The organism is Pseudomonas gorinensis (assembly GCF_042015035.1).
GTDB classification, from domain to species: domain Bacteria; phylum Pseudomonadota; class Gammaproteobacteria; order Pseudomonadales; family Pseudomonadaceae; genus Aquipseudomonas; species Aquipseudomonas gorinensis.
This window is the reverse complement of record NZ_CP167125.1, coordinates 4144273-4168621: the sequence shown is the minus strand read 5'-3', so window position 1 is coordinate 4168621 and position 24349 is coordinate 4144273. Positions and strand designations below refer to the sequence as shown.

The 24349-nt window shown below is 62.6% G+C and carries 19 protein-coding genes and 1 pseudogene; 2 read left to right on the top strand and 18 right to left on the bottom strand.

The features are described 5' to 3' along the window. The first annotated feature begins 95 nt into the window (after positions 1-95). Positions 96-470, top strand: a complete 375-nt coding sequence (locus tag AB7933_RS18960; protein WP_024075756.1) for a winged helix-turn-helix transcriptional regulator — start codon at positions 96-98, stop codon at positions 468-470. Between the two features lie 17 nt (positions 471-487). Here AB7933_RS18960 and AB7933_RS18955 read toward each other — a convergent pair whose 3' ends face one another. The 5 genes from AB7933_RS18955 to AB7933_RS18935 all read right to left on the bottom strand — a co-directional run bounded on the left by AB7933_RS18955 (position 488) and on the right by AB7933_RS18935 (position 5297). Beyond that, a complete protein-coding gene (locus AB7933_RS18955; RefSeq protein ID WP_024075755.1) occupies positions 488-1036 on the bottom strand; it encodes an AAA family ATPase in 549 nt (182 codons plus the stop codon). Positions 1037-1123: 87 nt separating this feature from the next. Next, positions 1124-1588 (bottom strand): hypothetical protein, encoded by a 465-nt coding sequence (locus tag AB7933_RS18950; RefSeq protein ID WP_024075754.1) that lies wholly within the window; start codon positions 1586-1588, stop codon positions 1124-1126. Between the two features lie 99 nt (positions 1589-1687). Beyond that, positions 1688-2044, bottom strand: a complete 357-nt coding sequence (locus AB7933_RS18945; RefSeq protein WP_024075753.1) for a VOC family protein — start codon at positions 2042-2044, stop codon at positions 1688-1690. A 124-nt stretch (positions 2045-2168) separates the two neighbouring features. Beyond that, a complete protein-coding gene (locus AB7933_RS18940) occupies positions 2169-4322 on the bottom strand; it encodes a TonB-dependent siderophore receptor (protein WP_024075752.1) in 2154 nt (717 codons plus the stop codon). A 246-nt stretch (positions 4323-4568) separates the two neighbouring features. Next, positions 4569-5297, bottom strand: a complete 729-nt coding sequence (locus AB7933_RS18935; RefSeq protein ID WP_024075751.1) for a CPBP family intramembrane glutamic endopeptidase — start codon at positions 5295-5297, stop codon at positions 4569-4571. Positions 5298-5369: 72 nt separating this feature from the next. Between AB7933_RS18935 and AB7933_RS18930 the strand changes: the two genes are divergently transcribed. Then, a complete protein-coding gene (locus AB7933_RS18930) occupies positions 5370-5573 on the top strand; it encodes a hypothetical protein (RefSeq protein WP_144113508.1) in 204 nt (67 codons plus the stop codon). Positions 5574-5706: 133 nt separating this feature from the next. Here the strand turns inward: AB7933_RS18930 and AB7933_RS18925 are convergent, their stop codons facing one another. The 13 genes and pseudogenes from AB7933_RS18925 to AB7933_RS18865 all read right to left on the bottom strand — a co-directional run. Beyond that, positions 5707-8280 (bottom strand): autotransporter outer membrane beta-barrel domain-containing protein, encoded by a 2574-nt coding sequence (locus tag AB7933_RS18925; RefSeq protein ID WP_024075750.1) that lies wholly within the window; start codon positions 8278-8280, stop codon positions 5707-5709. Positions 8281-8528: 248 nt separating this feature from the next. Continuing rightward, positions 8529-9290: a PIG-L deacetylase family protein gene (locus AB7933_RS18920; protein WP_024075749.1), complete on the bottom strand. Its 762-nt coding sequence runs from the start codon at positions 9288-9290 to the stop codon at positions 8529-8531. A gap of 173 nt (positions 9291-9463) precedes the next feature. Beyond that, positions 9464-10063 (bottom strand): SAM-dependent methyltransferase, encoded by a 600-nt coding sequence (locus AB7933_RS18915; RefSeq protein WP_024075748.1) that lies wholly within the window; start codon positions 10061-10063, stop codon positions 9464-9466. Then, the gene (locus AB7933_RS18910; RefSeq protein ID WP_024075747.1) at positions 10060-10818 is read right to left on the bottom strand and encodes a PIG-L deacetylase family protein; all 759 of its coding nucleotides are present in this window, start codon (positions 10816-10818) and stop codon (positions 10060-10062) included. Before AB7933_RS18910 ends, AB7933_RS18915 begins: the two co-directional genes overlap by 4 nt. Continuing rightward, on the bottom strand, positions 10815-11813 hold the full coding sequence (locus AB7933_RS18905; RefSeq protein WP_024075746.1) for an acyl-CoA dehydrogenase family protein: 999 nt from the start codon (positions 11811-11813) through the stop codon (positions 10815-10817). Before AB7933_RS18905 ends, AB7933_RS18910 begins: the two co-directional genes overlap by 4 nt. Position 11814: 1 nt before the next feature. Beyond that, positions 11815-13974, bottom strand: coding sequence for a glycogen debranching protein GlgX (gene glgX, locus AB7933_RS18900; protein ID WP_024075745.1), 2160 nt, complete (start codon positions 13972-13974; stop codon positions 11815-11817). Positions 13975-14103: 129 nt separating this feature from the next. Next, a complete protein-coding gene (locus AB7933_RS18895) occupies positions 14104-14373 on the bottom strand; it encodes a DUF2934 domain-containing protein (RefSeq protein WP_024075744.1) in 270 nt (89 codons plus the stop codon). 24 nt (positions 14374-14397) lie between these two features. Beyond that, entirely contained in the window at positions 14398-17166 is a 2769-nt protein-coding gene (locus AB7933_RS18890) for a malto-oligosyltrehalose synthase (protein ID WP_024075743.1), read from the bottom strand. Then, positions 17163-19247, bottom strand: coding sequence for a 4-alpha-glucanotransferase (gene malQ, locus AB7933_RS18885; RefSeq protein WP_024075742.1), 2085 nt, complete (start codon positions 19245-19247; stop codon positions 17163-17165). Before malQ ends, AB7933_RS18890 begins: the two co-directional genes overlap by 4 nt. After that, positions 19244-20989 carry a malto-oligosyltrehalose trehalohydrolase gene (gene treZ / locus AB7933_RS18880; RefSeq protein WP_024075741.1) on the bottom strand — a complete coding sequence of 582 codons (1746 nt, stop codon included), beginning with the start codon at positions 20987-20989 and terminating at the stop codon, positions 19244-19246. Before treZ ends, malQ begins: the two co-directional genes overlap by 4 nt. 19 nt (positions 20990-21008) lie before the next feature. Beyond that, a complete protein-coding gene (gene glgA, locus AB7933_RS18875; RefSeq protein WP_024075740.1) occupies positions 21009-22565 on the bottom strand; it encodes a glycogen synthase GlgA in 1557 nt (518 codons plus the stop codon). A 502-nt stretch (positions 22566-23067) separates the two neighbouring features. Beyond that, on the bottom strand, positions 23068-24021 hold the full coding sequence (locus AB7933_RS18870) for a D-2-hydroxyacid dehydrogenase family protein (RefSeq protein ID WP_024075739.1): 954 nt from the start codon (positions 24019-24021) through the stop codon (positions 23068-23070). 26 nt (positions 24022-24047) lie between these two features. After that, positions 24048-24331 (bottom strand): annotated as a pseudogene (locus AB7933_RS18865) (alpha/beta hydrolase); the annotation flags it as partial. Positions 24332-24349: the final 18 nt, after the last annotated feature.

Sequence of the window (24349 nt, the reverse complement as noted above, 5' to 3'; positions counted from 1 at the left end):
GGAGTTGTACCCAAGCAGGAAATCGCTTGCTTGAGACGAGGATGCGGTGCTAATAACCTAAGGACAAGTATGCACCTTTTGGTAAGTATCAAAAAATGACCAGAAACTCTGAAATCTGCGGTACCGGTTGCGGGCTCAACGCCACGCTGCGCATCATCTCGGGCAAGTGGAAACCGCTGGTCTTGTTTTTCCTACGCGACGGCCCGAAGCGCTACGGCGAGCTCAAGCGTTTGATCCCAGGCGTCAGCGACAAGGTGCTGATCCAGCAATTGAAGGATCTGGAAGCCGACCACGTGCTGGCGCGGACCGATTACAAAGAAGTGCCGCCGCGCGTGGACTACACGCTGACGCCGCTGGGTCGCAGCCTGGCTGAGGCGATCGTGCCGCTGTGTACCTGGGGCACTGAGAACGCGGCGGAAATGGCAGGCATCTTCGCCAAGCGCGACGCTTTGCCCGAGGTTAAAGACTGAGCGCCTATCATGCCCTTTCACGTGACTGACGGCGGGCGCTTCAGTCCGTCGAGCGTGCTCAATACCCGCCGGACTCGATCTGCCACAGACATATCCCCCTCCAGCATCAATACCGTACAGGGCAGGGCAGACAGCCAGTGCTGATGCCTGGCCAAGCTACGTCCAGGGGCGTCTCCCTCGTCATACTGAGCCGCCCACGCCAGAAACTCGGGCCTTGCTTGTCCGAAACGCTTGGCTTCTCGATGTTCCAATCGCGCCAACCTGAGTTCGGCAGGAAGATAAAGAAACACCACAAGGTCAAACTCACTTTCAAGCGGCTGGCCCCAGCCCATGATGGATCCGGCCACCACGGTGCGGCCATGCGCGTGCATTGCTTGTCGCAAGCGCGCGCCTCGCTGCGTTTTGTCTGCCAGGTGCTGATAGGGCGGGTCACTGGGTAGCCACAAATAGTCATCGGCTTCCAGGTGCGTTGCGCTCAACGCCTTGCCTAACGCATCGGCTAAGGTCGTGGTGCCGGTACCTGCCGCGCCGGTGACCAAGATGTGACGTGTTGTCTCTTTTGTCATTTCGCGTTCCGCCACCCGAGGACGAGTTTGCTCGCTGCGATAAGTGAACCGTGCGCCGCTGATGAGCGGGAGGCGTCGAGGGCGGCTTTAATATCTCGCCCGCTGGCTGACCACCTCACCGGTCGCGGCATCTTCCAACCAGACTTTGATTCGATTCAGCCCAATGTACTCCGAGCGGGCGATGATCTTCTGGCCGGGTTTACCCTCAAAATCCAGTTCTGCAAACATGAAGTACCGAGGCAAGCGGTATTCCAGCTGGATCTTGTATTTGCCGGGTATAAGGATGGCGCGCTGGGGCGAGTCGTTCCTGTAGTAGTACGTGGAGAAGGGGATGTTCCCGACCTTCTTATCGTTGACCCTGATGATGTTCAGGTCGGCTTGGTCATCCAGCAGGTGCCGTTGAGGCCGCCCCGCATACGTGTCGGTTTCGACGACGGTATAGCGCGACTCATCGCTCGCGTCGCTGGCGGTGACATTCGAGTAGGCGGGCATTTCGGCACAGCCGTGCAGGCACAGCAACAGCATCAAAAACGGGAGGGCAATCTTGCGCATTTACACAGCCTGCATTTATCTGATGGAGAAAAGTCGGTGTTCAACGGATGACGACGCGACTCCCTTGTACGGGAATGTCGCGCGCATCCAAGCGGGGATTTATGGCTGAGCGGTCCAGACGGCCAGTTCATAGCCGTCGAGATCCGTGAAGTGGAACCTGCTGCCGCCTGGGAACGAGAAGGTCGCACGGGTGATGACGGCGCCCACGGCTTCAAGCCGTCGCTGGGTGTCATCGAGGTCATCGGCGTACAAAATGATCAAGGGGCCGCCCGGGCGAACGGGCTCGCCGGTGGTGAAACCGCCCGTCAAGCGGCCATCGCTGAATTCGGTGTACGTCGGGCCGTAGTCGACGAAGGTCCAGCCGAACGCTTCGCCGTAGAACGCTTTGCTGCGGGCAATGTTGGCCACATTGAATTCGATATTGTCGATCTGTCGATCGTGACCGCGAACGCTCATGGTTGCCTCCCTGGCGGATGTTTAAGGCGGCGAGTGTAACGTATCTGATACCGAGGTAAATATTCCTGCAGCTTGATCTGTTCGCCGATTTCAACTTCGTGGTCGAAACCGGCGCCCAGTGCATTTAGAACGTGTACTTGGCTGTCAGGCCGAAGCTGCGGGGGTTACCGTAGGTGTCGGTGGAACCCCAGATAGGGCTGGTGCCGATGGCGGAGTAGTAGGTGCGGTCAAAGAGGTTGTTGACGTTCACTTGCAGGTCCAGGTGCCGGGTCACCTGGTAGCCAGCCATGACGTCTGCGACGGCATAGCTGCCTTGTTCCAGGCGGTAGCGACTGCTGTCAGCGAGGACGACGTCGTTGTACATGCGACTCTGCCAGTAGACGTTGCCGCCGATGCGCAGTTTTTCCAGTGGGCCCTGGAAGCGGTACGACGTCGTGAGCTTGAACATCCGTTCTGGGGTGTCCGTGTCGAAGCGCTGGTTTTTGTTGGCGGCGTTGGTGTCCTTGATGTAATGCACGCGGGTGTAGGTGAAACCGCCGCCGACCTGCCAGTTCTCGGTGAGTGCGCCTTGCAGTTCCAGGTCGATACCCTGGCTGCGCACCAGCCCGGAGGCGTCGTAGCAGGTGAGCTGAGGGCAACCGAGCTGGGTCGCGGCTTGGGTGGCGCGGTTCTTCTGGTCGATCTGGAACACCGCCACGCTGGCGTTGAGGGCGCCGTTGAAGTACTCGCCTTTGAGGCCCACCTCGTAGTTCTCGCCAACAATCGGCTCCAGCACTTTGCCCGAGAGGTCCTTGCTGCTTTGCGGGGTGAAGATATCGGTGTAGCTGGCGTAGACCGAGTGATGCTCGTCCAGGTCATAGATCACACCGGCGTAACGCGTCAGGTTGCGGGTGACTTTGTAGTCGCCGTTACCCTGGCGATCGTCGTAGTCATACCAGTCCAGGCGCCCGCCGAGAATCACTTTGAGCGGGTCGGCCAGGTTCAGGCGGGTGGTCAGGTAGACGCCGTCCTGGCTGGTGATGGCATGGCCTTTGCCATTGCGCACGAAGTCCGGTTTTGTACCATTGAGGGGATAGTTGGTGTCATAGGGGCTGTATTCCTTGGAGGTGGCGTCGAGGATGCGCTTGCTGGTCCCGACCACTACTTCGTGGGTGCGACCGAAGGCTTCGACCGGGCCGCTGGCGAAGGTGTCGAAGGCGTACTGTTTGTCGTCCTGATGCGACTGGTAGGCGGTTCTCGCCAGTGTGGTCCGGTAGCGCGACTGGTAGGTGCCGGTGAACACGCCGTTCAGTTGCGAGGCGGAGCCGGCGAGGTTGAGTTTCCAGCCATTGTCGAAGCGATGCTGCACGTCGCCGAACACCGTATTGATCGTCAGTTTCTTGTTTTCCCAGTCGCTGCCGGGGTTGGTGGAGCGGGGCAGGTTCAGGTGATGGCCGTCGGCGCCCAGCGGCAGGCCGCCCCAGAAGTAGTTGGTCTGGTCTTCCTGTTGCGAGAACCCCAGGGTGGCGGTGGTGTTTTCGCTGAGGTCGGCCTCACCAATGGCGTAGAACAGGCCGTGGTCGCTGGTTTCCTTGTCGCGGAAACTATTGGCATCGCGGTATGAGCCAACCACCCGGCCGCGCAGGGTGCCGCTGTCGTTCAAGGCGCTGGAAGCATCGAGTTCCCCGCGGTAGTCATCCCAACTGCCGGCTGCGCCGGTAATCGACACCTGAGGGGTAAGGGTTGGGCGCTTGCGCACGAAGTTGATTGCCGCCGAGGGGTTGCCGGCACCGGTAACCAGGCCAGTGGCGCCGCGGATCACCTCCACGCGGTCGAACATCGCCAGGTTAGGTTGCACACTGTTGGCGTAGCCGGAATAGGCGCTGGGCAGGCCGTCGAACATCATGTTGTCGATGTCGAAACCGCGCGATTTGTAGGTTTGCCGGCCCGGCCCGCTGGCTTGGCTGAGGAACAGCCCCGGCGTGTTCTTGACCACGTCGTTGACGCTGGTCATGGCCTGGTCGTCCATGCGCTGACGGGTGATGACCGTCACGGCTTGGGGCGTTTCGCGCATGCTCAGGGGCAGTTTGGTGGCGGTGGCCATCTCACCGGTGGTGTAGGACTGCGTGCCTTCGGTGGTCTCGCCAAGCTGTTGGCCGGAGATTTCGGTAGCCCCCAGTTCCAGCGGTGCTGGTTTTTCAGTGTCGGCTGCGAAGGTCGCCTGGGACGTTGCCAGGCACATCGCCATCGCCATAAAACTGGGTGAAAAAACCTTGCCGCCTGGGTGTTGAACAGACATGAACCTGACTCTCCCTGAATACCATTCCTGGCAAATAGTAAAGCTGTTGATAATTGTTCTCATCAGCTTGACAGATCAAGGCGGCCAAAAAAAGCCTTGGGGCAGAGAGGGTTAACAAGTTTTTCACATGGCAGGGGCGCGGCTTTTGCCCATGAGCCCGTCGCAGGCCGCCTATCCGGGCGGTCTGACGGCGCGCTCAACTGGATTTACGAGCGGGGTATCACCCAGGCATCAGGCCTGTTCTGATCAGCCGTAGAGCCCTGCTGATGCCCAGGTCCAATCCAGGCTGCAGGCGATCACTTCGGCGAACATATGCAGCAGGATCGGTACCCGCAGGCCACCGCTGGCGATGCGTGCAAGGGCAAGGATGCACCCAACGGCGAATATCAGCGCCAGGGTTGGCCAGTTGCCGTATTGAGTATGCAGGCTGGTGAACAGGGCGGAGGTGGCAAGAACCGAAACCCATTTCCACAGGTGGCTGCGTTCATAGGGAAACAGACGCAGTGCGTAGTGGCGCATCATCAGTTCTTCGGTGATAGGCGCCAGGATCATCAACGAAGCCAGCTTGATCAGCGTTTGCCAGGTGGTCAGGCCTGCAAACAGCTCAGCCATGAACGCTTCCCGTGGCAGCCCCAGCACCGCAACCAACAGGCCACAAAGCATATAGACGGCGAAAACGCTGATGGCGCCGACACGCAGCGGTTTGCGCAAGTCGTTGCCGCGAAACGTAGCGCCCAGATCGGCCCGATGTTGCCAGGCGAACAATGCACATAGCAGCAGCGCGACAGGACCGAGGGTGGTGATGAATGCCCCGTAAGCCTGGGTGGCGGGGGGCGCCAGCAACAATCCGGGAATCGTGCCGAAGATGAAAATGAATGCCGCCAGCACGAACATCCCGAGGCGCTTGAAGAACGGAAAATTCGCGGGGACGCCAGCGGCGAGGTGGGTGTCGGAAGGGGTGAAAACGTGGGTCACGGTCGCTCCATGCGTACGATAAAGGGGGAGGCATAATGCCATCATTCGACTGTAGGAGCATACAAAGTCGAAATGGCAGTGATCAAAACGGCGCAGATGATCCTGGGGGCGATGGGGGCCGGACGGTGTTCGGCCGGCGCCCATCACCAGGGCACCGGCCGCGTGAACGCGGTGTCGCAGTCTTCGCGCTCACGTCACAGATGGTCTGCATCCACCACCGCCTGGGCAAACGCCTCGGGTGCTTGCAGCGACGAGTCTGCGGCGTGTGCATGGTGAGCCTCCTACGGCTTGGTGTGCGTATGGCTCACAGTTGATCGTGCTGCTGTATCCGGACTGTTTCAGCACCGACGCCGGGTTAAACCCTATGTATCGCAGTGGCTGCCGTACACACTGCGATACACAGGCGAGGTCAGAATTTCATTCTCATGCCGGCGGCGCCTTGGCGACCGTCAAAGGCGTTGCTGTCCAGGTTGCTGTTGTAGCCCAATTCGCCGTACACGCTCAAGTCCTTGGTCACTTGTAGCGTGGCGCCGACACTGAGGCCCAGGGTGGTGGACTTCTGCTCGGTGTCGATATCGGTCACCCCGTTGAAGGTGACGGTGTTCTGCCCGGCGGAGGTATGCCAGATATTGGCCCGTGCATAGGGCAGCAAGGGCATTCCACGGACCTGGTAGTCGCCGCGCAGGCGTACACCCAGGCGCGTGGTGAGGCTGGTGTCGGCGTTGTAGGACACGTCGGAAATTCCGTCATTCTGGCTGTCCAGGTGGGTTGTGCCGACGATCGCTTGGGCCTGGGGTTCCAACACCCAGTTGCGCGTCAGCGGGAACGGCCAGCCCACTTCGGCCGAGGCCGTGACGTTGTGGCCGCGGGTCTTCATCTTCACGCCACGGTCCGACTCGTTGTTGCCGTCGAAACGGGTGCCCATCAGGACCAGGTCGAGGTAGGCCTGGTTGGCGCCGATCAACGTCCAGTAAACCCCCAGGCTGTCCCCGCGCAAGGTGGTGTTGCCAGCGTCCTTGTCCTGCCAGCCGAGGTTGAAGCCCTTGATATCGCCTTTGAGCCTGCTGTGGCCGACGAAGAACCCGGCGTGCTGCACCTGGCCGTTGTCATGGGTGTGGGTATACACATCGCTGCCCACCTGGAAGCCCGTCACCGAGCTGTTCAGCGTCGGGCTCACGGCACCGGCGAAACTCTGGCGGCCGCTGTTGCCATAGACCCGGCCCCAACCGGCCGTCGACGCATCGACCTGCTGCGGGCGCTGGTCGCCCATGCGTTCGTGGAAGGTCGACAGCATGGCCTGGACGACTTGCTGCGTAGCGGGGAAGAGTGCTGCATAAATCGGCACTTCCGGGCGGTAGATCGGGATGGGGGTGATACCTGGGTTGGTCGGCAGGTCCGGGGTGTCTTCCACCGGATTAGGCAAAGGCGTCACCGGGCCTTCGGGCTGCGGTAGCGGGGTCACCGGTATCGTGGAGCGCAGGTAATAGTTTTCCGCCGTGCCCGCCGTGAGGCCGCCCTTGAACAGGAAGTATTCATAGGCTCCCGCCGATACCGGGGCGGCCAGGGAGAAACTGCTGGTGGTACCGGTTGCACCGTTGAGCGCCTGAACCACCTGGATACCGTCCTGCAAGGTCTCGGCGCCGGCTCCGCCGAGGTTGCTGACGCTGATGGCGGTGGAGCCCAGGATCGCTCCCTGGCTGATCACCAGCTTGTCAGCGGCCGAGCCATCACTGCCCAACTGACTTTGCAGCGCGAGCCGGCCGCCGGTGCTGTTGTAGTTGCCGTGGACTGTCAGGGTGTCGGTGGCACTGGTGCTGCCGGTGGTCATGTCGATCAGGCCGCTGTTGTTCAGGTTCGCCAGTTGGCCGGCGGCGGAAGGCGATATGGCCCCAGCGGTGGCTGACAGCGTGCTGGTAGGATCGATATTCAGGGTCCCGGTCAGGGTCAGCAGGTCACCGAGCACCAGTTCGCCAGCACCCAGGTTCAACTGCGAGGCGTTGGTGAGATTAACGTTCTCCCATTGGACGTAACGCGACGGAGTGGCTGATTGCGTTGCAACGAAATTGAGTGTGTCGTTACCTGGCCCACCGTCGATCTGCGGGGTAGGGGACAGCGTTGTTTCCGTAAGGGCCGTCAGTACCACTTTGTCGTCACCGGCGGACATCCGTATTGGACTGTGGATGATTCCGGCGCGGGTCCAGAGCAGGGTGTCATCGCCGTTACCCATGCGAATCTCCGAACCGGCATTTGCACCCACCTCGCCACCTGAAACCTCGATCAAATCATCGCCGTCGCCCAGGCTGATCGTGCCACCGATGGAACCGCCACGGACGTAAATGCGGTCCAGGCCAAAGCCCGTAGTCAGGTTGTTGACGATCCTGCCGCCGTGCATATCAAACACGTTATTGTCCAGCCGCATGTTGACCGACCCGATCAGCCCGTCGGTCATCAGCGCGTCGTCGCCGTCATCGAAGATCCCGATAATGGTGCCGCCACTCATGGTAAACCGGTCATGGCCGTCACCCTGGGACACGGAATCAACGGTCCCACCGCTTTGGGCGTAGCTGTCGATCCCGCCCCCCTGGCTGATCGCACCGGCCTTGCCACCGCTGATCTGTATGACATCCGTGCCTGAGCCCTGGGTTACGGAACCGACAGTTCCCAGGTTAAGCCGAAAGATATTGCTCCCGTCGCCCTGATTCAGTGCGCCGTCGATTCCTGCCGTCGCCCCATTCACATCCACGAGATCGTTACCCGCACCGAAGGTGACGTTGCCGGTGATCCTTCCGCTGTCACGGATGTCGAGGGTGTTGTTGCCCGCGTTGTCGGTGAAGCCCGGCGCGGTGCCGCTGTCGCAGGTGGAGGTGTCGTCGCCGGAGGTGATGTTGATCGTACACGCCGCCTGGGAGAGAAGCGGCCAGGTCGTCAGAACCATCAATGACAGGATGCCCGCGTACAGCCAAGCAGGAGTGGGTGTGCGCATGATTCGTCCTCGCAGCAGAGGCATGTTGTTCACGCACCTGGTATCCAGGTGCGGTCCGAACCATGGCAACAACGAACGCGATACGGATCAGGGACTGCGGCTTACCTGCATCTGAAAACACCGGCCAATGCAAAGGGTTGGCATGGCTTTCTCGACTGCACCTCAACCAGTGCAGGGCTTTTTGCACCTTAGACGCACATTGCGTAGGCCGCTACTGTCAGAAATAACAGGTATGGACGAGTGGAAGGCTAGATCAACACGATCTCATAAGGATCGCGTATACGCTCCAGCAGCACCTGGGCCAGGATTGGCGCCAGGCCAATGGCCGGGTCACCGACCAACTGGCTGGCGAAGGCATGGACGGCGTGCAATTTACGCGCGACGCTCCAGGTGTCGAGGCGCACCTTGCGTGCGCGCTGCCAGGGGATCATCGCGCTTTCCCGCGCCGGCCAGTGCCACGCCCAGATCGGCAGCTCATACAGGCACGCGCCGACCAGGCTGCACGCCTTGGCGCTGGCGCGGCCGACGGCATCGTGGTCGTCATTGCCATCGTTGCGCCAGGTGGTGAACAGCACATCACCGGGTTGCAGGTAGCGCGCAATAAATTGGCTCATCGCTTGTTCGTGAGCGGCCAGGCCAGTGTCGCGGAACCCGCCCCGAATCCACTTCAGGCTGTGCAGCGGCATGCCCAGGCGTCGTAACGCTTCGACGCTTTCCTGGGGCCGCACCACGCTCAAGCGGCTGGCGGGCCACACATGGGAACCCGGATGGCTGGCGCTGCCGTCGGTGATGGAGATCAATTGCAGGGGGTGTCCGAGGGTGCTCAGGCGTTGCAGCAAACCGCCGCAGCCCAGCACTTCATCGCCAGGGTGGGGCGCGACAATCACCACGCGCGCGCCGGCCGGCACCAATGAGTTGAGTTGAATCGCGGGGATCTGCGCCAGCTGGGGCGCGCTGTTCCAGATTTGCGCGGGACCGCGACGGATTTCGCTCAGGGAAGCGGGCTTCATGGGTGTCACATCCTTGTCGGTTGGTGCGGGTCGTGCCCGTTGTCGGTACGACTCTCGTTATTCGCCGCAGGCTCCGCCGCGACGATTGCTCGGCCCTCCAACCCTGGAGTGCCGGCAAGGCTTCCTCAGCATAGTCAAGGATCGATGGTTTTCACATCGAGTCACCCCGTTTTTTAACGCAGCCCCTCCAGGGTCGCCACCGAATGGCCTTCACGGCTCCACAGGTCGAGCAGGAAATCCTCTTCGTGGTGTTGAACCACAGAGCGCATCGCCAGGCGTTCATGGAGCAGGGCATGTACCTGTTCGGCGGTCTGCGGGCAACCCTCGATCCGCGGGCGCCAGTGGCAGGCGAGCAACTGGCCGTCGTCGGTAAGGCTGGCGAGGGCGCGCTCGATCAGGCGGCCCAGGTCGTCGGCATCGAGGTAATAGCACAGTTCGCTCAGCACAATCAGCTCGAAGCGGCCGCCGGGCCATTGCTCCGGCAGGCGGCTTTGCTCGACATGGGCGTGGGCAAAGCCCATCAGGCGGGTCTTGGCCAGTGCCACGGCGGCGCTGGCGGTATCGCAGCACACCAGGCTATCGCAACGCGGCGCCAGTTCGGCACTCAATTCGCCATTGGCGCAGCCGGGTTCAAAGATCGAGGCGTAACGTGGGCGGGTCAACACGGCCAGGGTCAGCGCGCGTTTGCGCCGTTCATACCAGCGCTGTCGGAAGGCCCATGGGTCATCGTTGTCGGCAAATAACTGATCGAAATACGGCGTAGCCACGCTCATACAAACACCACTTCAAAGGGTTGCAGCAAACGTTCCACCACATAGGGCGCCAACACCGGTGGCAGGCCGATGTGTGGGTCGCCCTCCAACTGGCTGGCAAACGCATGGATAGCATGGCGCTTGCGCGCCACCACCTCGGGCGCCAGGGGCAGTTTGCGCGCACGGTGCCAGGGCACCTGGCTGTCTTCGGGGGTTGCCCAGTGCCAGGTCCACACGGGCAGTTCGAACAGGCTCGCCCCCACGGCCAAGGCGGCCTTGGCGCTGGCGCGGCCGACCGCTTCATGGTCGCAATGGCCGTCCTCGCGCCAGGTGGTGAACACCACATCGTTGGGCTTGAGATAGCGCTGGATGAACGCGGCGAGCGCGGCTTCCTGTGCGGCGACCCGGCTGTCGTCAAAGCCCGCGCGCAACCATTTCAAGCGGTGCAGCGGCACGCCAAGGCGGTGCAGGGCCTGGGCCGATTCCTGCGGGCGCACCACGCTCAGCCGTTCCGCCGGCCAGCGTCGCGAGCCAGGGTGACTGGCACGGCCATCGGTGACTGAGATCAGTTGGATCGGCCGGCCCAGCGCGGCCAGGCCCTGCAGCAGGCCTCCGCAGCCGAGCACCTCATCGTCCGGGTGCGGCGCAATGATCACGGCGCGATGGCCCTCGGGCACCAGTTGCTCAACGCTGATCAGGGGCAACTGCGCCATATGGGGCGAGGCCTGCCACTGATGCAGCGGGGTGCCTTGGCCCACAATGGGATTGGGTTTCATAACTGCCACCTCCCTGGGGCGCCGCCCGCCACCTGCTCGCCGAGGGCGGCCAGGTCGCGTTCGGCATGACTTTGACGCACAAACACCGGTAAATCCGCCATCAGCTGGGCGAAGTGCGGGTCCTTGCAATAGGGCCCGGCACCGGTCGCGCGACCGACGTGGCGCATTACCTGCTCAACCGTATCCTCGAGGGCGGCGCGCACTTGCTGGGCCAGTTGTCGGGCGTCGGCCTGCGGTTGCCGGTCGATCTGTGCGGCGCTGGCCCGCAGTACGCAGGCTGCGCTGTTCAACGCGCTGTCGACCGCGCCCAGGTGGGCCAGGGCATGGGGCTCTGGGCGTTTGCTGCACTGCGCGCGCAGCACTTCGGCCAGGCGCTGTGCGGCGCCATACCAGCACGCGGCAATACCGATGCCACCGTGCCAAAAACCCGGGCGCGCCAGGTAGTCGCCCGGTGCGCCGACGGCGATGCCCAGGGCATTGTCGAAAAGGATCTCGACACTGCCCGTGGCCGCCATCCCCACGGCGTTCCAGCCCTCATCGGTCACGGTGATGCCTGGCTGATGCATCTGCACCGCGACCAGCTGCTGGCGATCCTGTTCATCCCAAGCGGTGAGCAGCCCATGGCTGACCACCGCCGCGCCGGAGCACCAGGCTTTACGCCCCTCAAGGATCAAGCGCGAGCCATCGCGGCGCACGCGGACCTTGGCCGTCGGCGGTTCGGCTGCCCACATGCCCCATGTACTGCCCAAGGGCGGCAAGGGGCTGCGCAGTTCGGCGATGATTGCCAGGGCATCGGTATGGCCTTCGAACAACTTGCACAGGCGCAAGTCATGCCCGGCTACCTGCGCCAGGCCGCTGAGGCGCTCCAGGGTCTGGCCGCTGCCGGGCAACGGCAACTGATCCAGGCCTTCTGCCTGAAGCGCCTTCAGGGCGGCGCCGAGGGCCTGCGTGTCCGCATAGCCTGGGTAGCCTTGAAGGAATCCATGCAAGGCCATGTCACACCTCGTCGTCACGCTGCAATTCAAACAGCAACAGCGAACGGCCGGTGACCGCGTATTCGTGTTCGAACTCAAAGCGCTCCTGGCCGCGTACCGCTGGCTGGTTGGTATCCAGCATGCAGGTCCAGAACTCACCTTGCGGCACCGGCGGCAGGCGGAAATTGACCATGTCATGATGGGCATTGACCACCAGCAACAAGGTGGCATCGGCGCCCGCGCGGCGAATCCCGGTTTCCTGGGCGCGACCATCCATCAACATGCCCAGGCAGCGACCATGGCTGTCTTCCCATTGCTCGGTCGTCATCTCGTTGCCATCCGGTGACAGCCAGGTGACGTCCTTCACGCCTATATCTTCGTTGTAATCGCCCACCAGGAAGCGACCCCGACGCAGGATCGGATAAGCCATTCGCAGCTTGATCAGGCGTTTGACGAACTTGAGCAGCGCCTTGCCGTCGTCGTCCAGGTCCCAGTTGACCCAGCCGATTTCGCTGTCCTGGCAATAGGCGTTGTTATTGCCGTGCTGGGTGCGGGCGAACTCGTCCCCGGCCACCAGCATCGGCGTGCCTTGGGCCAGCAGCAGCGTGGCGAAGAAGTTGCGCATCTGGCGCAGGCGCAGTGCGTTGATTTCAGGGTCGTCGGTGGGGCCTTCGACGCCGTGGTTCCAGGACAGGTTGTTGCTGGTGCCGTCCTGGTTGTTTTCGTCGTTGTCTTCGTTGTGCTTGTCGTTGTAGGAGACCAGGTCGTGCAAGGTGAAACCGTCATGGGCGGTGATGAAGTTCACCGAGCTGTACGGGCGACGGCCGCGATGGTTGAACATCTCGCCGGAGGCGGTCATGCGCCCGGCAAAATCTGCAAGCTGGCCGTCGTCACCTTTCCAGAAGGCACGCACGGTGTCGCGGAAACGGTCGTTCCATTCCACCCAGCCTGGCGGGAAGTTACCCACCTGGTAGCCGCCGGGGCCGCAGTCCCAGGGTTCGGCGATAAGTTTCAACTGGCGCAGGACCGGGTCCTGGCGACAGGCGACGAGGAAACTGTGGCGCTCGTCGAAGCCGTCACGGTAGCGGCCGAGGATGGTCGCCAGGTCGAAGCGGAAACCGTCGACGTGCATTTCGTTGGCCCAATAACGCAGCGAGTCGGTCACCATCTGCAGGACGCACGGGTGGCTCAGGTCGAGGGTGTTGCCCGTGCCGGAGTCGTTGATATAGAAGCGCTTGTCGTCGGGCATCAGGCGATAGTAAGAGGCGTTGTCGATGCCGCGCATGGACAGGGTCGGGCCGCGCTCATTGCCTTCGGCGGTGTGGTTGTAGACCACGTCGAGGATCACTTCCAGCTTGGCTTCGTGCAGGTGCGCGACCATCTCCTTGAACTCGGCGATCTTGCCGCTGGCCAAGTAGCGTGGGTCGGGGGCGAAGAACGCGATGCTGTTGTAGCCCCAGTAGTTGGTCATGCCTTTTTCCAGCAAGTGCTGGTCGTTGACAAAGGCGTGCACGGGCAGCAGCTCGACCGAGGAAATGCCCAACTGACGGATATGCTTGAGCACGTCATCTTCCATCAGGCCGGCGCAGGTACCTCGCACCGACTCGCCCACCGATGGGTGGCGCATGCTGATGCCACGCAGGTGGGTTTCATAAATGATCGTACGGTCCCAGGGCACACGCACAGGCTGGTCGTTGCCCCAGGTGTGCGCCGGGTCGATGACTTTGCATTTGGGCACGAAGGGGGCGCTGTCGCGTTCGTCGAAACTGAGGTCGTCGTCCGGGTGGCCGATGGTATAGCCGAACAGCGCCTCGGACCATTTGAGTTCGCCCACCAGCTGTTTGGCATAGGGGTCGATCAGCAATTTGTGGTGGTTGAAACGATGGCCGTTGGCCGGGTCATACGCACCGTACACGCGGTAGCCGTAAATCAGCCCGGGGTGGGCGTCGGGCAGATAGCCGTGGAAGATTTCGTCGGTGTATTCAGGCAGTTCGATGCGTTCGATTTCGACTTCGCCGGTATCGTCGAACAGGCACAGCTCGACTTTGGTGGCGTTGGCCGAGAACAGGGCAAAGTTGACACCCAGGCCGTCCCAGGTCGCGCCCAGGGGGAAGGGCAAACCTTCGCGGATCCGCGATGGCTCGTGGGCCGGGGCCGCTTGGTGGTTATCGGCTTTGCTCATTGTGTTGCTCCTGCAAGGGTCTTTTTTCGGGCCGAACGCGGCCGTGCTGACATGGTTCAGCTGACAATCGGGAAAGTGAAATGACCACCTGCCGACCGTATCGGCAGGTGGCTCATGAGGTCACGAGGCTTAAGGCTTGGGCTTTTTTGGCGCCGCCGGCTTTTTTGCCGCCGGGGGAGCCGGTTTGCTTGGGGCCGCTGCCGCAGGCTTGGCTTTCGCCGCTGGCTTGGGCGCGGTCTTGGGCTTGGCGGCCGGCTTGGGTTTGCTCGGCGTCAGCGCTTCGGCCTCTGCCAGCTTGCGCGCCATCTCCCAGTGGCGTGCATCTTGACCGTGGGGCTTGCCCTCGGACTCCCAGATTTGATGCGCCAATTCGCGAATGCGTTTGTCTTCAGTACTCATCACAATGCTCCTCACAGAAAATTTTCAGCTTTCTTGATCATCAGGATTGATAAAGACATTGACCGGGAAATCCCCCAGCGCAGTGCTGATCAACAGCTCCTTGTCTGGTGTGACTGCGACTGTATGAAAAAGTCCCTTCCAGTTTTCGGTTGGCGCGGCGAACGGTAATTTCACCCGTGTATCGCCCCAAACCCGCGCATTGATCTGGGGGTGCACACCCTTTTCAAGCAGGCGATGGGGCCAGCGTGGCACCACCACCAGCACGCGTTTGCCCTGGTGCTCGCGGCAAAATGCAACCACGTGTTCGGCGTGTTGGCCCACCACATCCAGGGGCGTGTAGCGGCCCTGTTGAAACACCTCGGGGTGGGCCTTGCGCAAGGCCAGCGCCTGGGCGATCACCGCCTGTTTGACCCGCCCGTCACGCCAGTTGAACAGCAACTCGCCGAGGTCGAGTGGTGCATTCAGCGCACGTTGCCGCGCGTTGAAATCCACCGGGCGACGGTTGTCCGGGTCCACCAGGCTGAAGTCCCAGAACTCATCGCCCTGGTACAGGTCCGGTACCCCAGGCACGGTAAGGCGAAGCAAGGATTGCGCCAGCCCATTGACCGCGCCGGCAGGTGCGATGGCCTGGGCGGCACTGGCGATGGCGGTGCGCAGGGGCAGGCCGTCGTCGCTGAGCAGCAGGCGCGAAAGGAACGCTTCTACCCCTTGTTCGTAGGTGTCGTTGGGGGCGCTCCAACTGCTTTGCAGCTTGGCTTCGCGCAAGGCTTTCTGTTGCCACTGCCACAGGCGCTGTTGATAGGCCTGGAGCGCTTCACGGTCGTCCAGATGCAGGTCCAAAGGCCAACTGCCGAGCAACACTTGATAGAGGATCAGCTCATCACCGGCCGACGGGCTACTGGTGTCATTGCGCAACGGCGCCGCGAGGGTGCGCCAGTGCTCCACCTGTCCGGCATACCACGGTGCGCATTCGCTCAGTACCGCGAGGCGTGCGCGGCTGTCTTCACCGCGCTTGTGGTCGTGGGTGGCAGTGGCCAGCAGGTTGTCGGGGAACGTCTGCAGCCGCTGTTGGTTGACGCGGTGGAAGTCTGTCACGGGGGCGCTGAACTGCTCGGTACTGAAGCCCACATCGTTGCGCGACAACAATACCGCCGAGCGATAGAACGCGGTGTCTTCCACGGCCTTGGCGGCCGCCGGCGAGGTCAGTTGCTGGAAGCGCACGCAGGCGTGCTTGAGTATCTTGCGCTCGCGACCGACGGGGCGGTCGCGCCAGGGTTGCCCGCCCAGCCATTTTTCCAGGTGATCGAGCACCGGCCAGTCGCCCTCGCTCAAGGTGCTGCGCGCACCGGCCAGGGCCTGCTGGAAAAAGACGTCGTCGCGCTCGCTGCGGCCTCGGGCGCTGATATAGGTGCGGTACACCGGGAAGTGCACGATCAGCTCCTGCAAGGCGCGGCGAATGGCGCCCAGGGTCAGGTCGCGGGTCATCACATCGTCACGGGCCACTTGCAAGAGGGCCTGGGCCACGCTTTCAAAGTCGCCGCCCAGGGAGCCATTGAGAATCTGCTGACGCGCCAGCCGAGCCTCTTCGATAAAGGCTGAGGGCCGTTCGCTGTGTCGGGTCCACAGCTCGGCCAGCGGTTCGAAGCCCTGTGGGTCGTGTTGCAGCAGCGACAGTTGGTTCATGAATTCGTAGCCGGTGGTGCCGTCCACCTGCCAGTCTTCGCGCAGGGTTTCGCCTTCGCCGAGGATTTTTTCCACGAAGATCGGCAGATGGCGCTGTGGCGACAGTGAATCGACACGCCGGCGCAATTTGCGGCAATACCCGCGCGGGTCGGCCAGGCCGTCGATATGGTCGATGCGCAGGCCGTCCACCAGGCCCTCGCTGATCAGCTCGAAGATCTTGCCGTGGGTGGCTTCGAACACCGCGCTGCGTTCCACGCGCAGGCCGCCCAGTTCGTTGACGTCGAAGAAACGCCGCCAGTTGATATCGTCGGCCGCGGTGCGCCAGCTGGCCAGGCGGTAGGCTTGTTGTTCGAGCAGGTGATGCAGGCGCTGGAAACCGTCGGGTTGGCGCCCATCGAATTCGCCCAGGCGGTGTTCGATGGCCTCGCGTACGGCGCCGTGGGTAGCACGCTCGACCAGTGCCTGCTTGAGCCAGGCGGCTTCGGCGTAGGCGTCGTCCTGATAGGCGAGGGCGCTGAAGCGGTCGGCGAGGGGCTTGAGCAGTTCATCAGTGCCGAGGATCGCCGCGTAATCCCGTGGGCAGACCGGAAAGCGATGCTCGTAGTGTTCGACGTAGAACGTGCCATGGGCGGCGTCAAAATGCAGGGTCAGGGTGCCGGTTTGCAGGGCTTCGCCGTAGTCGCTGCCAAGAAACGGCATGAGCAATTGGCCCTTGAGCAGCGGGTCGGGGGAGTGCCACTGGATGTCGAAGAACTCGCTGTAGGGGCTCAGGCGGCCCCATTCCAGCAGGTCGAGCCACCACGGGTTGTCGGCGCCACCGACGGCCATGTGGTTGGAGACGATGTCGAGGATCAGCCCCATCTTATGTTCACGCAGTGCGGCGACCAGCCGGCGCAATGCCGCTTCGCCGCCCAGTTCCGGGTTGACGCGGGTGGGGTCGACCACGTCATAGCCATGCATCGAGCCGGCGCGGGCGGCGAGCAGCGGCGAGGCGTACAGGTGGCTGATACCCAATTGGGCAAAATACGGCACCAGTGGCACCGCGTCGTCCAGGGTGAAACCTTTATGGAATTGCAGGCGCTGGGTTGCGCGCAGGGGCAGTGCGTTCATCGGTCACGCTCATAGGCTTGGTTGCGCGCGACGGCCAGCAGTTCGAGGCGGCGGGCGGCGCCGGCATTGTCGAGCAGGCTGGAGGCTTCGCCGGGCAAGCGACGGCGCCAATTCGGGTGGGTATCGGTGGTGCCGGGCAGGTTGGCTTGTTCTTCAAGGCCCAGCGCATCTTCCAGCGGCAGCAACACCAGCGGTGCGCGGGTATGCCCCAGGTAGCGCACACTGGCGTCGATCATGTGGTCGGTCTCATTGCGGATTTCATCGATGAAATTCTGCGGGTCCTGGCTCAGGGCCTGGCGCAACGCCTGGCGCTCACGCAGGCGGTGCTCGCGCCATTGCTCCACAGTGGGGGCGTCGATCAGGCCCAGTTGGACGTTCCAGTCGATATCGCGGCTGTGCCACCAGCCATTGAGGGTCGGCAAGTCGTGGGTGCTGGTGGTGGCCAGCGCGTTGTCCGGCCAGTCGAGGATCGGCTTGAACTGGCCATCGTGGCCTTGTTCGAACAACAGCACGCGCATGCCCAGGATCGAACGGCCAATGAGTTTTTCACGCAGGCCGTCGGGCACGGTGCCGAGGTCCTCACCGAGCACGATGGCCTGGTGGCGGTGGGATTCCAGGGCGAGCAAGCGCAGCAGGTCGTCCACCGGGTAATACAGGTAGGCGCCTTCGCGAGGCGAGGCGTCCATGGGAATCACCCACAGGCGTTGCAGGCCCATCACATGGTCGATGCGCAAGCCGCCGGCATGCGCAAAGTTGGCCCGCAGCATTTCGATAAAGGCCCGGAAGCCGTTGCGCTTGAGGCCTTCGGGGGAAAATGCGGAAATCCCCCAGCCTTGCCCGGCGCGGTTGAGAATGTCGGGTGGCGCACCCACGGTAAGGTCGGCGAGCAACTCATCCTGGCGACTCCAGGCCTGGCTGCCACCGCCGTCGGCGCCTACGGCCAGGTCGGCGATCAACCCGACACCCATGCCGCTGCCACGTGCCGCCTGTTGCGCGCGCTCCAGGCAACGGGCGATCAGCCATTGGCTGAACGCATAAAAGCCGATATCGGCCGCGTGCTCTTCAGCGAAATGCAACAGTGCCGGGCTCTGTGGCGAACGCCATTCCTGCGGCCAGTGGCGCCAGTCGAGTGATTCGCCCGCGGCCGCGCGTACGGCCTGCACCGCTTCGAAGCGGCAATGGTTTTCCAGGGCTTCACCGCCAGCCTGGCGGAAGCTCAGGAAGTCGGCGTGTTGCGGGTGGTGGCCGTGGCGGAAGTCTTCATACAAGGCACGCAACAGGCGCTGCTTGGCCTTGGCGGCGGCCGGCCAATCGATCAGGGTGTGTTGTTCCAGGGCGTGCAGTTCCTCCGCCAGGCCGCAGGCCTCAATGGCGTTACGGACTTCACGTTCGCCGAGGACGCAGCCAGGCGATGCATACAGGCTGTTGAGAAATAACCGGCTCGAGGGCGAGTACGGGCTATAGCGCTCGGGGTCGGCACTGAACATCGCATGCATCGGGCTGATGGCCAAGGCATCGGCGCCGCGTTCGGCGGCCGAACGGGCCAGGTGTTCCAGGGCCAGGGTGTCGCCAAAGCCACCGTCGCCGAGGCGGCGCAAAGAATACAATTGGGCACTCAGGCCCCAGGCGCGGGCGGTGGCGGTGTCGACTGCTTCGGCGACGCTGTAGCAGTGAGTGGGGGCCACCGCGAGGGTGAAGGTCTGGTCGTCGATATGCACCTGGTGATAGCCGAGGGCGATCACGCCGGGCAACACGGCGTGGCTGTCCAGGCGCAGTTGCAGGGTTTCGCCGTCTTCCAGGTGGACGCGGCAGGGGGTGTCGGGCGCAAAGAAATGCCCGAGGTCCAAGCCATCGCCGCTGTCGACGGTCATCAGGGGTGGCAAGTGTTTGTCTTGTTGCACCTGCTCCAATTCAAGCAGGCTGGCATCGACCTGGGCATCGTTGTCGGCCGGGTGACCCAGGCCTTTTAATACCGCGCGCAAGGCGTCGGCTGTCACGCGTTGCGGGCGGCCGTTGGCGTCGATCCAATCGACGGCCAACCCCGCTCGGCTGGCGAGTATTTCCAGGTTCGCTTCACTCAAAGGTGCTCTCCAACAGGGGATAAGGTGACGCGCGCGCTGAAGGGCGCCAGGTGCGGGCCTTCATGGGCGGGCGTTTGGAACAGAAGCTGCGGCGGCGCGGGGCAATCGAGGGGCGCACGGCTCAGGTTCAGATCGATCTGTAACAGGCTGCCATTGCCCAGGCGCCAGCGCGCGCTGACGGCGCCGTCTGCCAGCACGTGCGCGCCCAAGGCCACGCTGCCCGGCAGGTGCGGCACGATATGCCGGTGGCGCAGGCTCAGCAGCTGGCGGTAGAAGTGGGCGTGTTCGTTTTCCACCAGGTTCGGCGCCGATTGCACAAAGGTGGGCAGCGCGTTGGGATCTGGGATGTGTTCGCGCCGTTCGGGGTCCTTGAACGCGGCGAAATCGGCGAATTCATTGCGCCGGCCCTCACGCACCGCTTCGGCCAGTTCGCCATGGTGGTCGGTGAAAAACAGGAACGGCTCGCTCGCGTTGACTTCATCGCCCATGAACATCAGCGGGATCATCGGTGACATCAGCAACAAGGTCGTGGCGGCCTGCAACGCCTGCGGCGAGCACAGTTGATGCAAGCGTTCGCCCAAGGCGCGATTGCCGATCTGGTCATGGTTCTGCAAGAACGCCACGAAGGCCGTGGGTGGCAAGTCGCCACTGGGTTCGCCGCGCTCATGCCCGTGACGGGTGGTGTGGCCTTGGTAGATAAAGCCTTCGCTCAGACAACGTGCCAGTTTGGCGGTGGGCTCCTGGGCAAAGTCGCTGTAATAGGCGTCGGTTTCGCCGGTCAGCAACACATGCAACACATTATGAAAGTCATCATTCCATTGCGCGTCGAAATCGTGCTTCAACAGGTGGGCCTGGTTGAGCTCGTTTTCCAGCACCAGCCACACATGCCGGCCGGTGTCCACCTGTTGGCGCACGCGGTGGGCCAGCTCCTGCAGGAAACCGGGGTTGTCGATGGCGTGTACCGCGTCCAGGCGCAGGCCGTCGAAGCGGTATTCGAGCAGCCACATCAGCGCGTTATCGAGGAAAAAATCCCGCACTTCGCGGCGATTGAAGTCGATACCCGCGCCCCAAGGTGTGTGCACATCCTGCTGGAAGAAGCCCTTGGCGTACTGGCCCAGGTAATTGCCGTCAGGGCCGAAGTGGTTGTAAACCACGTCGAGGATCACCGCCAGGCCATGTTCATGGGCGCTGTCGATCAGGTGCTTGAGCTGTTCGGGGGAGCCGTAGGCGGCGTGCGGTGCATACGGCAGCACCCCGTCATAGCCCCAATTGCGCTCGCCGGGAAATTGCGCCAGAGGCATCAATTCGATTGCGGTGACGCCCAGCTCGGCCAGGCGTGGCAGGTGTTTCTCGACACCGGCGTACCCACCCATCGCGCCGACGTGCAGTTCGTAGATCACCGCTTCATGCCAGGGGCGGCCTTGCCACTGGCTGTGTCGCCATGGGTAGGCGAGCGGGTCGACCACCAGGCTCCAACCGTGCACGTCCGAGGCTTGCGCCCTGGACGCAGGGTCGGGAACATCCATTTCGCCATCAATGTTGTAGCGGTAACGCGTGCCCGCCGGGCACTGGATCTCTATCTCGAACCAGCCCTCTGCCTGAGGCAACATGGCGAGGGACCGGCCGTCTTCCAATTCAACGCTGACATAAAACGCGTCTGGCGCCCACAAGGCAAAACGCGTGTGTTGCGCGTCCAACATGATTGCGCCGTGGGGCCAGGTTTCCAAAGTCCGTAACGGCATCTATGAAGACCTCCCTTGATTATTTAGTGGTTTTCCCCAGAGCCTTGGCCACCAGTTGTTCGTAGAGTTCGGCGTAGGGTTCTACCGCCTGGCACCAGTTGAAGGGTTGGGTCATGGCGCGGCTGCGCATGGCATTGAGCAGGCCTTTGTTGGCGAACACCCTGAACGCACGGCTCAGCGCTTCCTCATAGCTTTGCACCGTGGACTCATTGAACAGGAACCCGGTGACGCCATTCTCGATGGTGTCCGCCAGGCCGCCGGTATTGCGTGCCACCGGCAGCGAGCCGAAGCGTTGGGCGTACATCTGGCTGAGGCCGCAAGGCTCATAGCGTGAAGGCATCAGCAGGAAATCGCTGCCGGCGAACATGCGGCGCGCATCGGTCTCGTTGAAGCCGATACGCACGCCGACTTGGCCAGGGAAGCGCAGCGCCAGCTCACGCATGGCTTGTTCTTCCTCCGGCTCCCCGCGCCCGATAATCGCGATCTGGCCGCCGTGCTCGACGATAAAGCTGGCCACTGCTTCGGTGAGGTCCAGGCCTTTCTGGTAGACCAGGCGCGAGACCACGGCAAAGAGTGGGCCGGTGGAGTCATGCAGGCCGAACAGCTCACGCACGTGGGCGGCGTTGATTGCCTTGCCTTCCCAGTCACCGATATTGAAGTTGTGGGTCAGGTGCGTGTCGGTGGAGGTTTCCCAGCTTTCATCGATGCCGTTGGGAATACCACTGAGCAAGCCTTGCTGGGTCTTGGCGGCGAGGAAGCCGTCGAGGCCGCAGCCAAATTCCGGGGTGGTGATTTCCTGGGCGTAGGTGGCGCTCACCGTGGTGATATGGCTGGAGTACGCCATGCCGGCCTTGAGGAACGACATCTTGCCGTAGAACTCCATGCCTTCCTGTTGCAGGGCGTGCGGAGGAATGCCCAGCTCCGGGGTCGAGGCCAGGCTGACCACGCCTTGATAGGCCAGGTTATGAATGGTGAACAGCGTTGGCGTGCGTGACCCACGCCAGTGCATATAGGCCGGGGCCAGGCCAGCTGGCCAGTCGTGGGCGTGCACCAGGTCCGGGCACCAGTGGATCTGGGCGAGGTTGGCGGCCATGTCGGCGGCGGCCAGGCCCAGGCGGGCAAAGCGGATATGGTTGTCGGGCCAGTCACGGCCGTTGTTGGCGCCGTAGGGCGTGCCTTCGCGCTCGTAGAGCTCGGGGCAGATCAGCACGTAGATGACGAGGCCATCCTTGAGGTCCATGCGCCCGATCTTGCACGGCGGCAACGCGGCGTGGCCGCCAAGTTCGCCGATGATATGGATCGGGTTGTCGCTTTCCATCACCTGCGGGTAGCCCGGGATCAGCACCCGTACATCGTGCAGGTGCGCCATGGCGCGGGGCAGGGCGGCGGAAACGTCGCCCAGGCCTCCGGTTTTGACCAGGTCGGCGAATTCAGAGGTGACGAACAAGACTTTCTTTCGGTTCGGGTTCTGACTCACGATCGGCCGCACAGTGTTGGGCAGGTCGGCCAACGAGGTGGGCCCCCCTGCCGGCTTACTAAAACGCTCTCCCTGAGTCTCTACAGCGGCACTGATCATAATTCTCTCCCACGTGTTGGTCGGCTAATGGCCCGCTGCCACTAGCTCCGAAGACCGCATCCTGCGGCCAGGCGCACAAGCGTTATACAAACTGGCAAGGCTTATGCCAGATGCACGGTCAGCTGAAATAGATTGGATGGACGGGCATCGGCTGTGAACTGCGTGCGCTCGCGCCACCTTAAAACTGGACCTACGGCAGAGTTGTAAAGTTTCGATTTTTTGCGGGGTTTTTGTTTTGGAACGGACCCATCAGTCATGAGTCTAGGACAGATCCCAGAGCCTGTAGGGTTTATGTGGGAATTTTGTAGGACAAAAACTTGTAACGAGGGTTGTGGCGAGCAGGCTTGCCCTGCGCTGGCGTGCGAAGCGCTCCCAAACGGTTTTGGCGGCTTGCACCCCGTTGCCAGTTTTCAGGGCCGTTTCGCGCCCCACCGCGGGGCAAGCCTGCTCTTCACAGAGAGGGTATTCCCATCATGAGTGCAGGCCGCCCCTTATTGGTGCGTCAGCCGAGTAGGCGAATGGGCGCTCCGTCAGCCCAAGCCTGGATGCTTTCGATCATCTGCTGATAAAACTGCCGGTAGTTCTGCTCACTCACATACCCCACGTGGGGCGTGGCCAATACGTTGGGCAAGTGGCGGAACGGGTGATCGACCGGCAACGGCTCTTCGGCATACACATCCAGCGCAGCGCCTGCCAGGCGACCAGCGGTCAAGGCCTGCACCAGCGCCTGCTCATCCACGATAGGCCCGCGCGCGGTGTTCACCAGCCGTGCGCTTGGTTTCATCCAGCCCAGCGCCTGCGCATCCACCAACCCGCGACTGCGTTCGCTGAGCACCAGGTGAATGGTCAGGATGTCGGCCTGTTCGAACAGTTCGCGCTTGCTGACCCAGGTCACCCCGGCTTCGGCGGCGCGCTGCGGCGTAAGGTTTTCACTCCAGGCGATCACCCGCATGCCGAACACCTTGGCGAACTGTGCGACTTTCTGGCCGATGCTGCCCAGGCCGAGGATACCCAGGGTCTTGCCGTACAGGTCGCCGCCCAGGCCCACTTGCCAGTGGCCGGCGCGCAGGGCATTGGCTTCCGCGAGCAGGTTGCGGGTGGAGGCCATGATCAGCGCCCAGGTCAGTTCCGGCGCGGCGTGCTTGTAGCTGTCGGTGCCACATACCTGGATGCCCAGGGCCTTCGCGGCCGCAATGTCGATGGCGGCATTGCGCATGCCGCCGGTCACCAGCAGCTTGAGGTTCGGCAGGCCTTGCAGCAGGGGTTGATCGAAGGTCGAGCGTTCGCGCATTACGCAAATCACCTCGAAGCCTTTCAGGCGCTCGATCATCGTGGTGGTTTGCGCCGGATAATCGTGCAGGAAGTGCACCTGGCCGACGGTGTCCAGGACCGACCAGTCCACCACGCCTTGGGCCACATTCTGCCAATCATCAATGACTGCAATCTGTACCGACATTCACGAGTGCCTCGAAAAAGGTTGGATTAAAGGGCGCTCAGGCCCTGCAACAGTGCGGTGTGAAACTGGGCCGGTTCTTGCGTTTTCGGTGCATGGCCTAACCCCAGGAATTCCACCAGGGTTGCATGGGGAATACCGGCGGCCCGAGGTCTTTGCCGATGGCGGTGGTGGCGGACGTGCCGATCAGCAGCAGGGTTGCCATCCGCAGGTTCTTGAACGCGTAATACACTGGCCGGGTGAGGATCATGTCGCAAATCGACGCCGAGTTCCATGCCACCAGCATATGGCAGGGGAGGTCGCTCAGGCCGGCATATCACGCTCGTCCCGT

What these genes read in the sequence shown, in the direction of transcription:
- AB7933_RS18890 (WP_024075743.1), bottom strand. Translation starts at nt 17,166, where the DNA reads ATGAACGCACTGCCCCTGCGCGCAACCCAGCGCCTGCAATTCCATAAA.
- AB7933_RS18870 (WP_024075739.1), bottom strand. Translation starts at nt 24,021, where the DNA reads ATGTCGGTACAGATTGCAGTCATTGATGATTGGCAGAATGTGGCCCAA.
- glgX (WP_024075745.1), bottom strand. Translation starts at nt 13,974, where the DNA reads ATGAGCAAAGCCGATAACCACCAAGCGGCCCCGGCCCACGAGCCATCG.
- treZ (WP_024075741.1), bottom strand. Translation starts at nt 20,989, where the DNA reads ATGCCGTTACGGACTTTGGAAACCTGGCCCCACGGCGCAATCATGTTG.
- AB7933_RS18895 (WP_024075744.1), bottom strand. Translation starts at nt 14,373, where the DNA reads ATGAGTACTGAAGACAAACGCATTCGCGAATTGGCGCATCAAATCTGG.
- AB7933_RS18950 (WP_024075754.1), bottom strand. Translation starts at nt 1,588, where the DNA reads ATGCGCAAGATTGCCCTCCCGTTTTTGATGCTGTTGCTGTGCCTGCAC.
- AB7933_RS18905 (WP_024075746.1), bottom strand. Translation starts at nt 11,813, where the DNA reads ATGGCCTTGCATGGATTCCTTCAAGGCTACCCAGGCTATGCGGACACG.
- AB7933_RS18915 (WP_024075748.1), bottom strand. Translation starts at nt 10,063, where the DNA reads ATGAGCGTGGCTACGCCGTATTTCGATCAGTTATTTGCCGACAACGAT.
- AB7933_RS18920 (WP_024075749.1), bottom strand. Translation starts at nt 9,290, where the DNA reads ATGAAGCCCGCTTCCCTGAGCGAAATCCGTCGCGGTCCCGCGCAAATC.
- AB7933_RS18960 (WP_024075756.1), top strand. Translation starts at nt 96, where the DNA reads ATGACCAGAAACTCTGAAATCTGCGGTACCGGTTGCGGGCTCAACGCC.
- glgA (WP_024075740.1), bottom strand. Translation starts at nt 22,565, where the DNA reads ATGATCAGTGCCGCTGTAGAGACTCAGGGAGAGCGTTTTAGTAAGCCG.
- AB7933_RS18910 (WP_024075747.1), bottom strand. Translation starts at nt 10,818, where the DNA reads ATGAAACCCAATCCCATTGTGGGCCAAGGCACCCCGCTGCATCAGTGG.
- AB7933_RS18925 (WP_024075750.1), bottom strand. Translation starts at nt 8,280, where the DNA reads ATGCGCACACCCACTCCTGCTTGGCTGTACGCGGGCATCCTGTCATTG.
- AB7933_RS18940 (WP_024075752.1), bottom strand. Translation starts at nt 4,322, where the DNA reads ATGTCTGTTCAACACCCAGGCGGCAAGGTTTTTTCACCCAGTTTTATG.
- AB7933_RS18945 (WP_024075753.1), bottom strand. Translation starts at nt 2,044, where the DNA reads ATGAGCGTTCGCGGTCACGATCGACAGATCGACAATATCGAATTCAAT.
- AB7933_RS18930 (WP_144113508.1), top strand. Translation starts at nt 5,370, where the DNA reads ATGGCAGTGATCAAAACGGCGCAGATGATCCTGGGGGCGATGGGGGCC.
- AB7933_RS18955 (WP_024075755.1), bottom strand. Translation starts at nt 1,036, where the DNA reads ATGACAAAAGAGACAACACGTCACATCTTGGTCACCGGCGCGGCAGGT.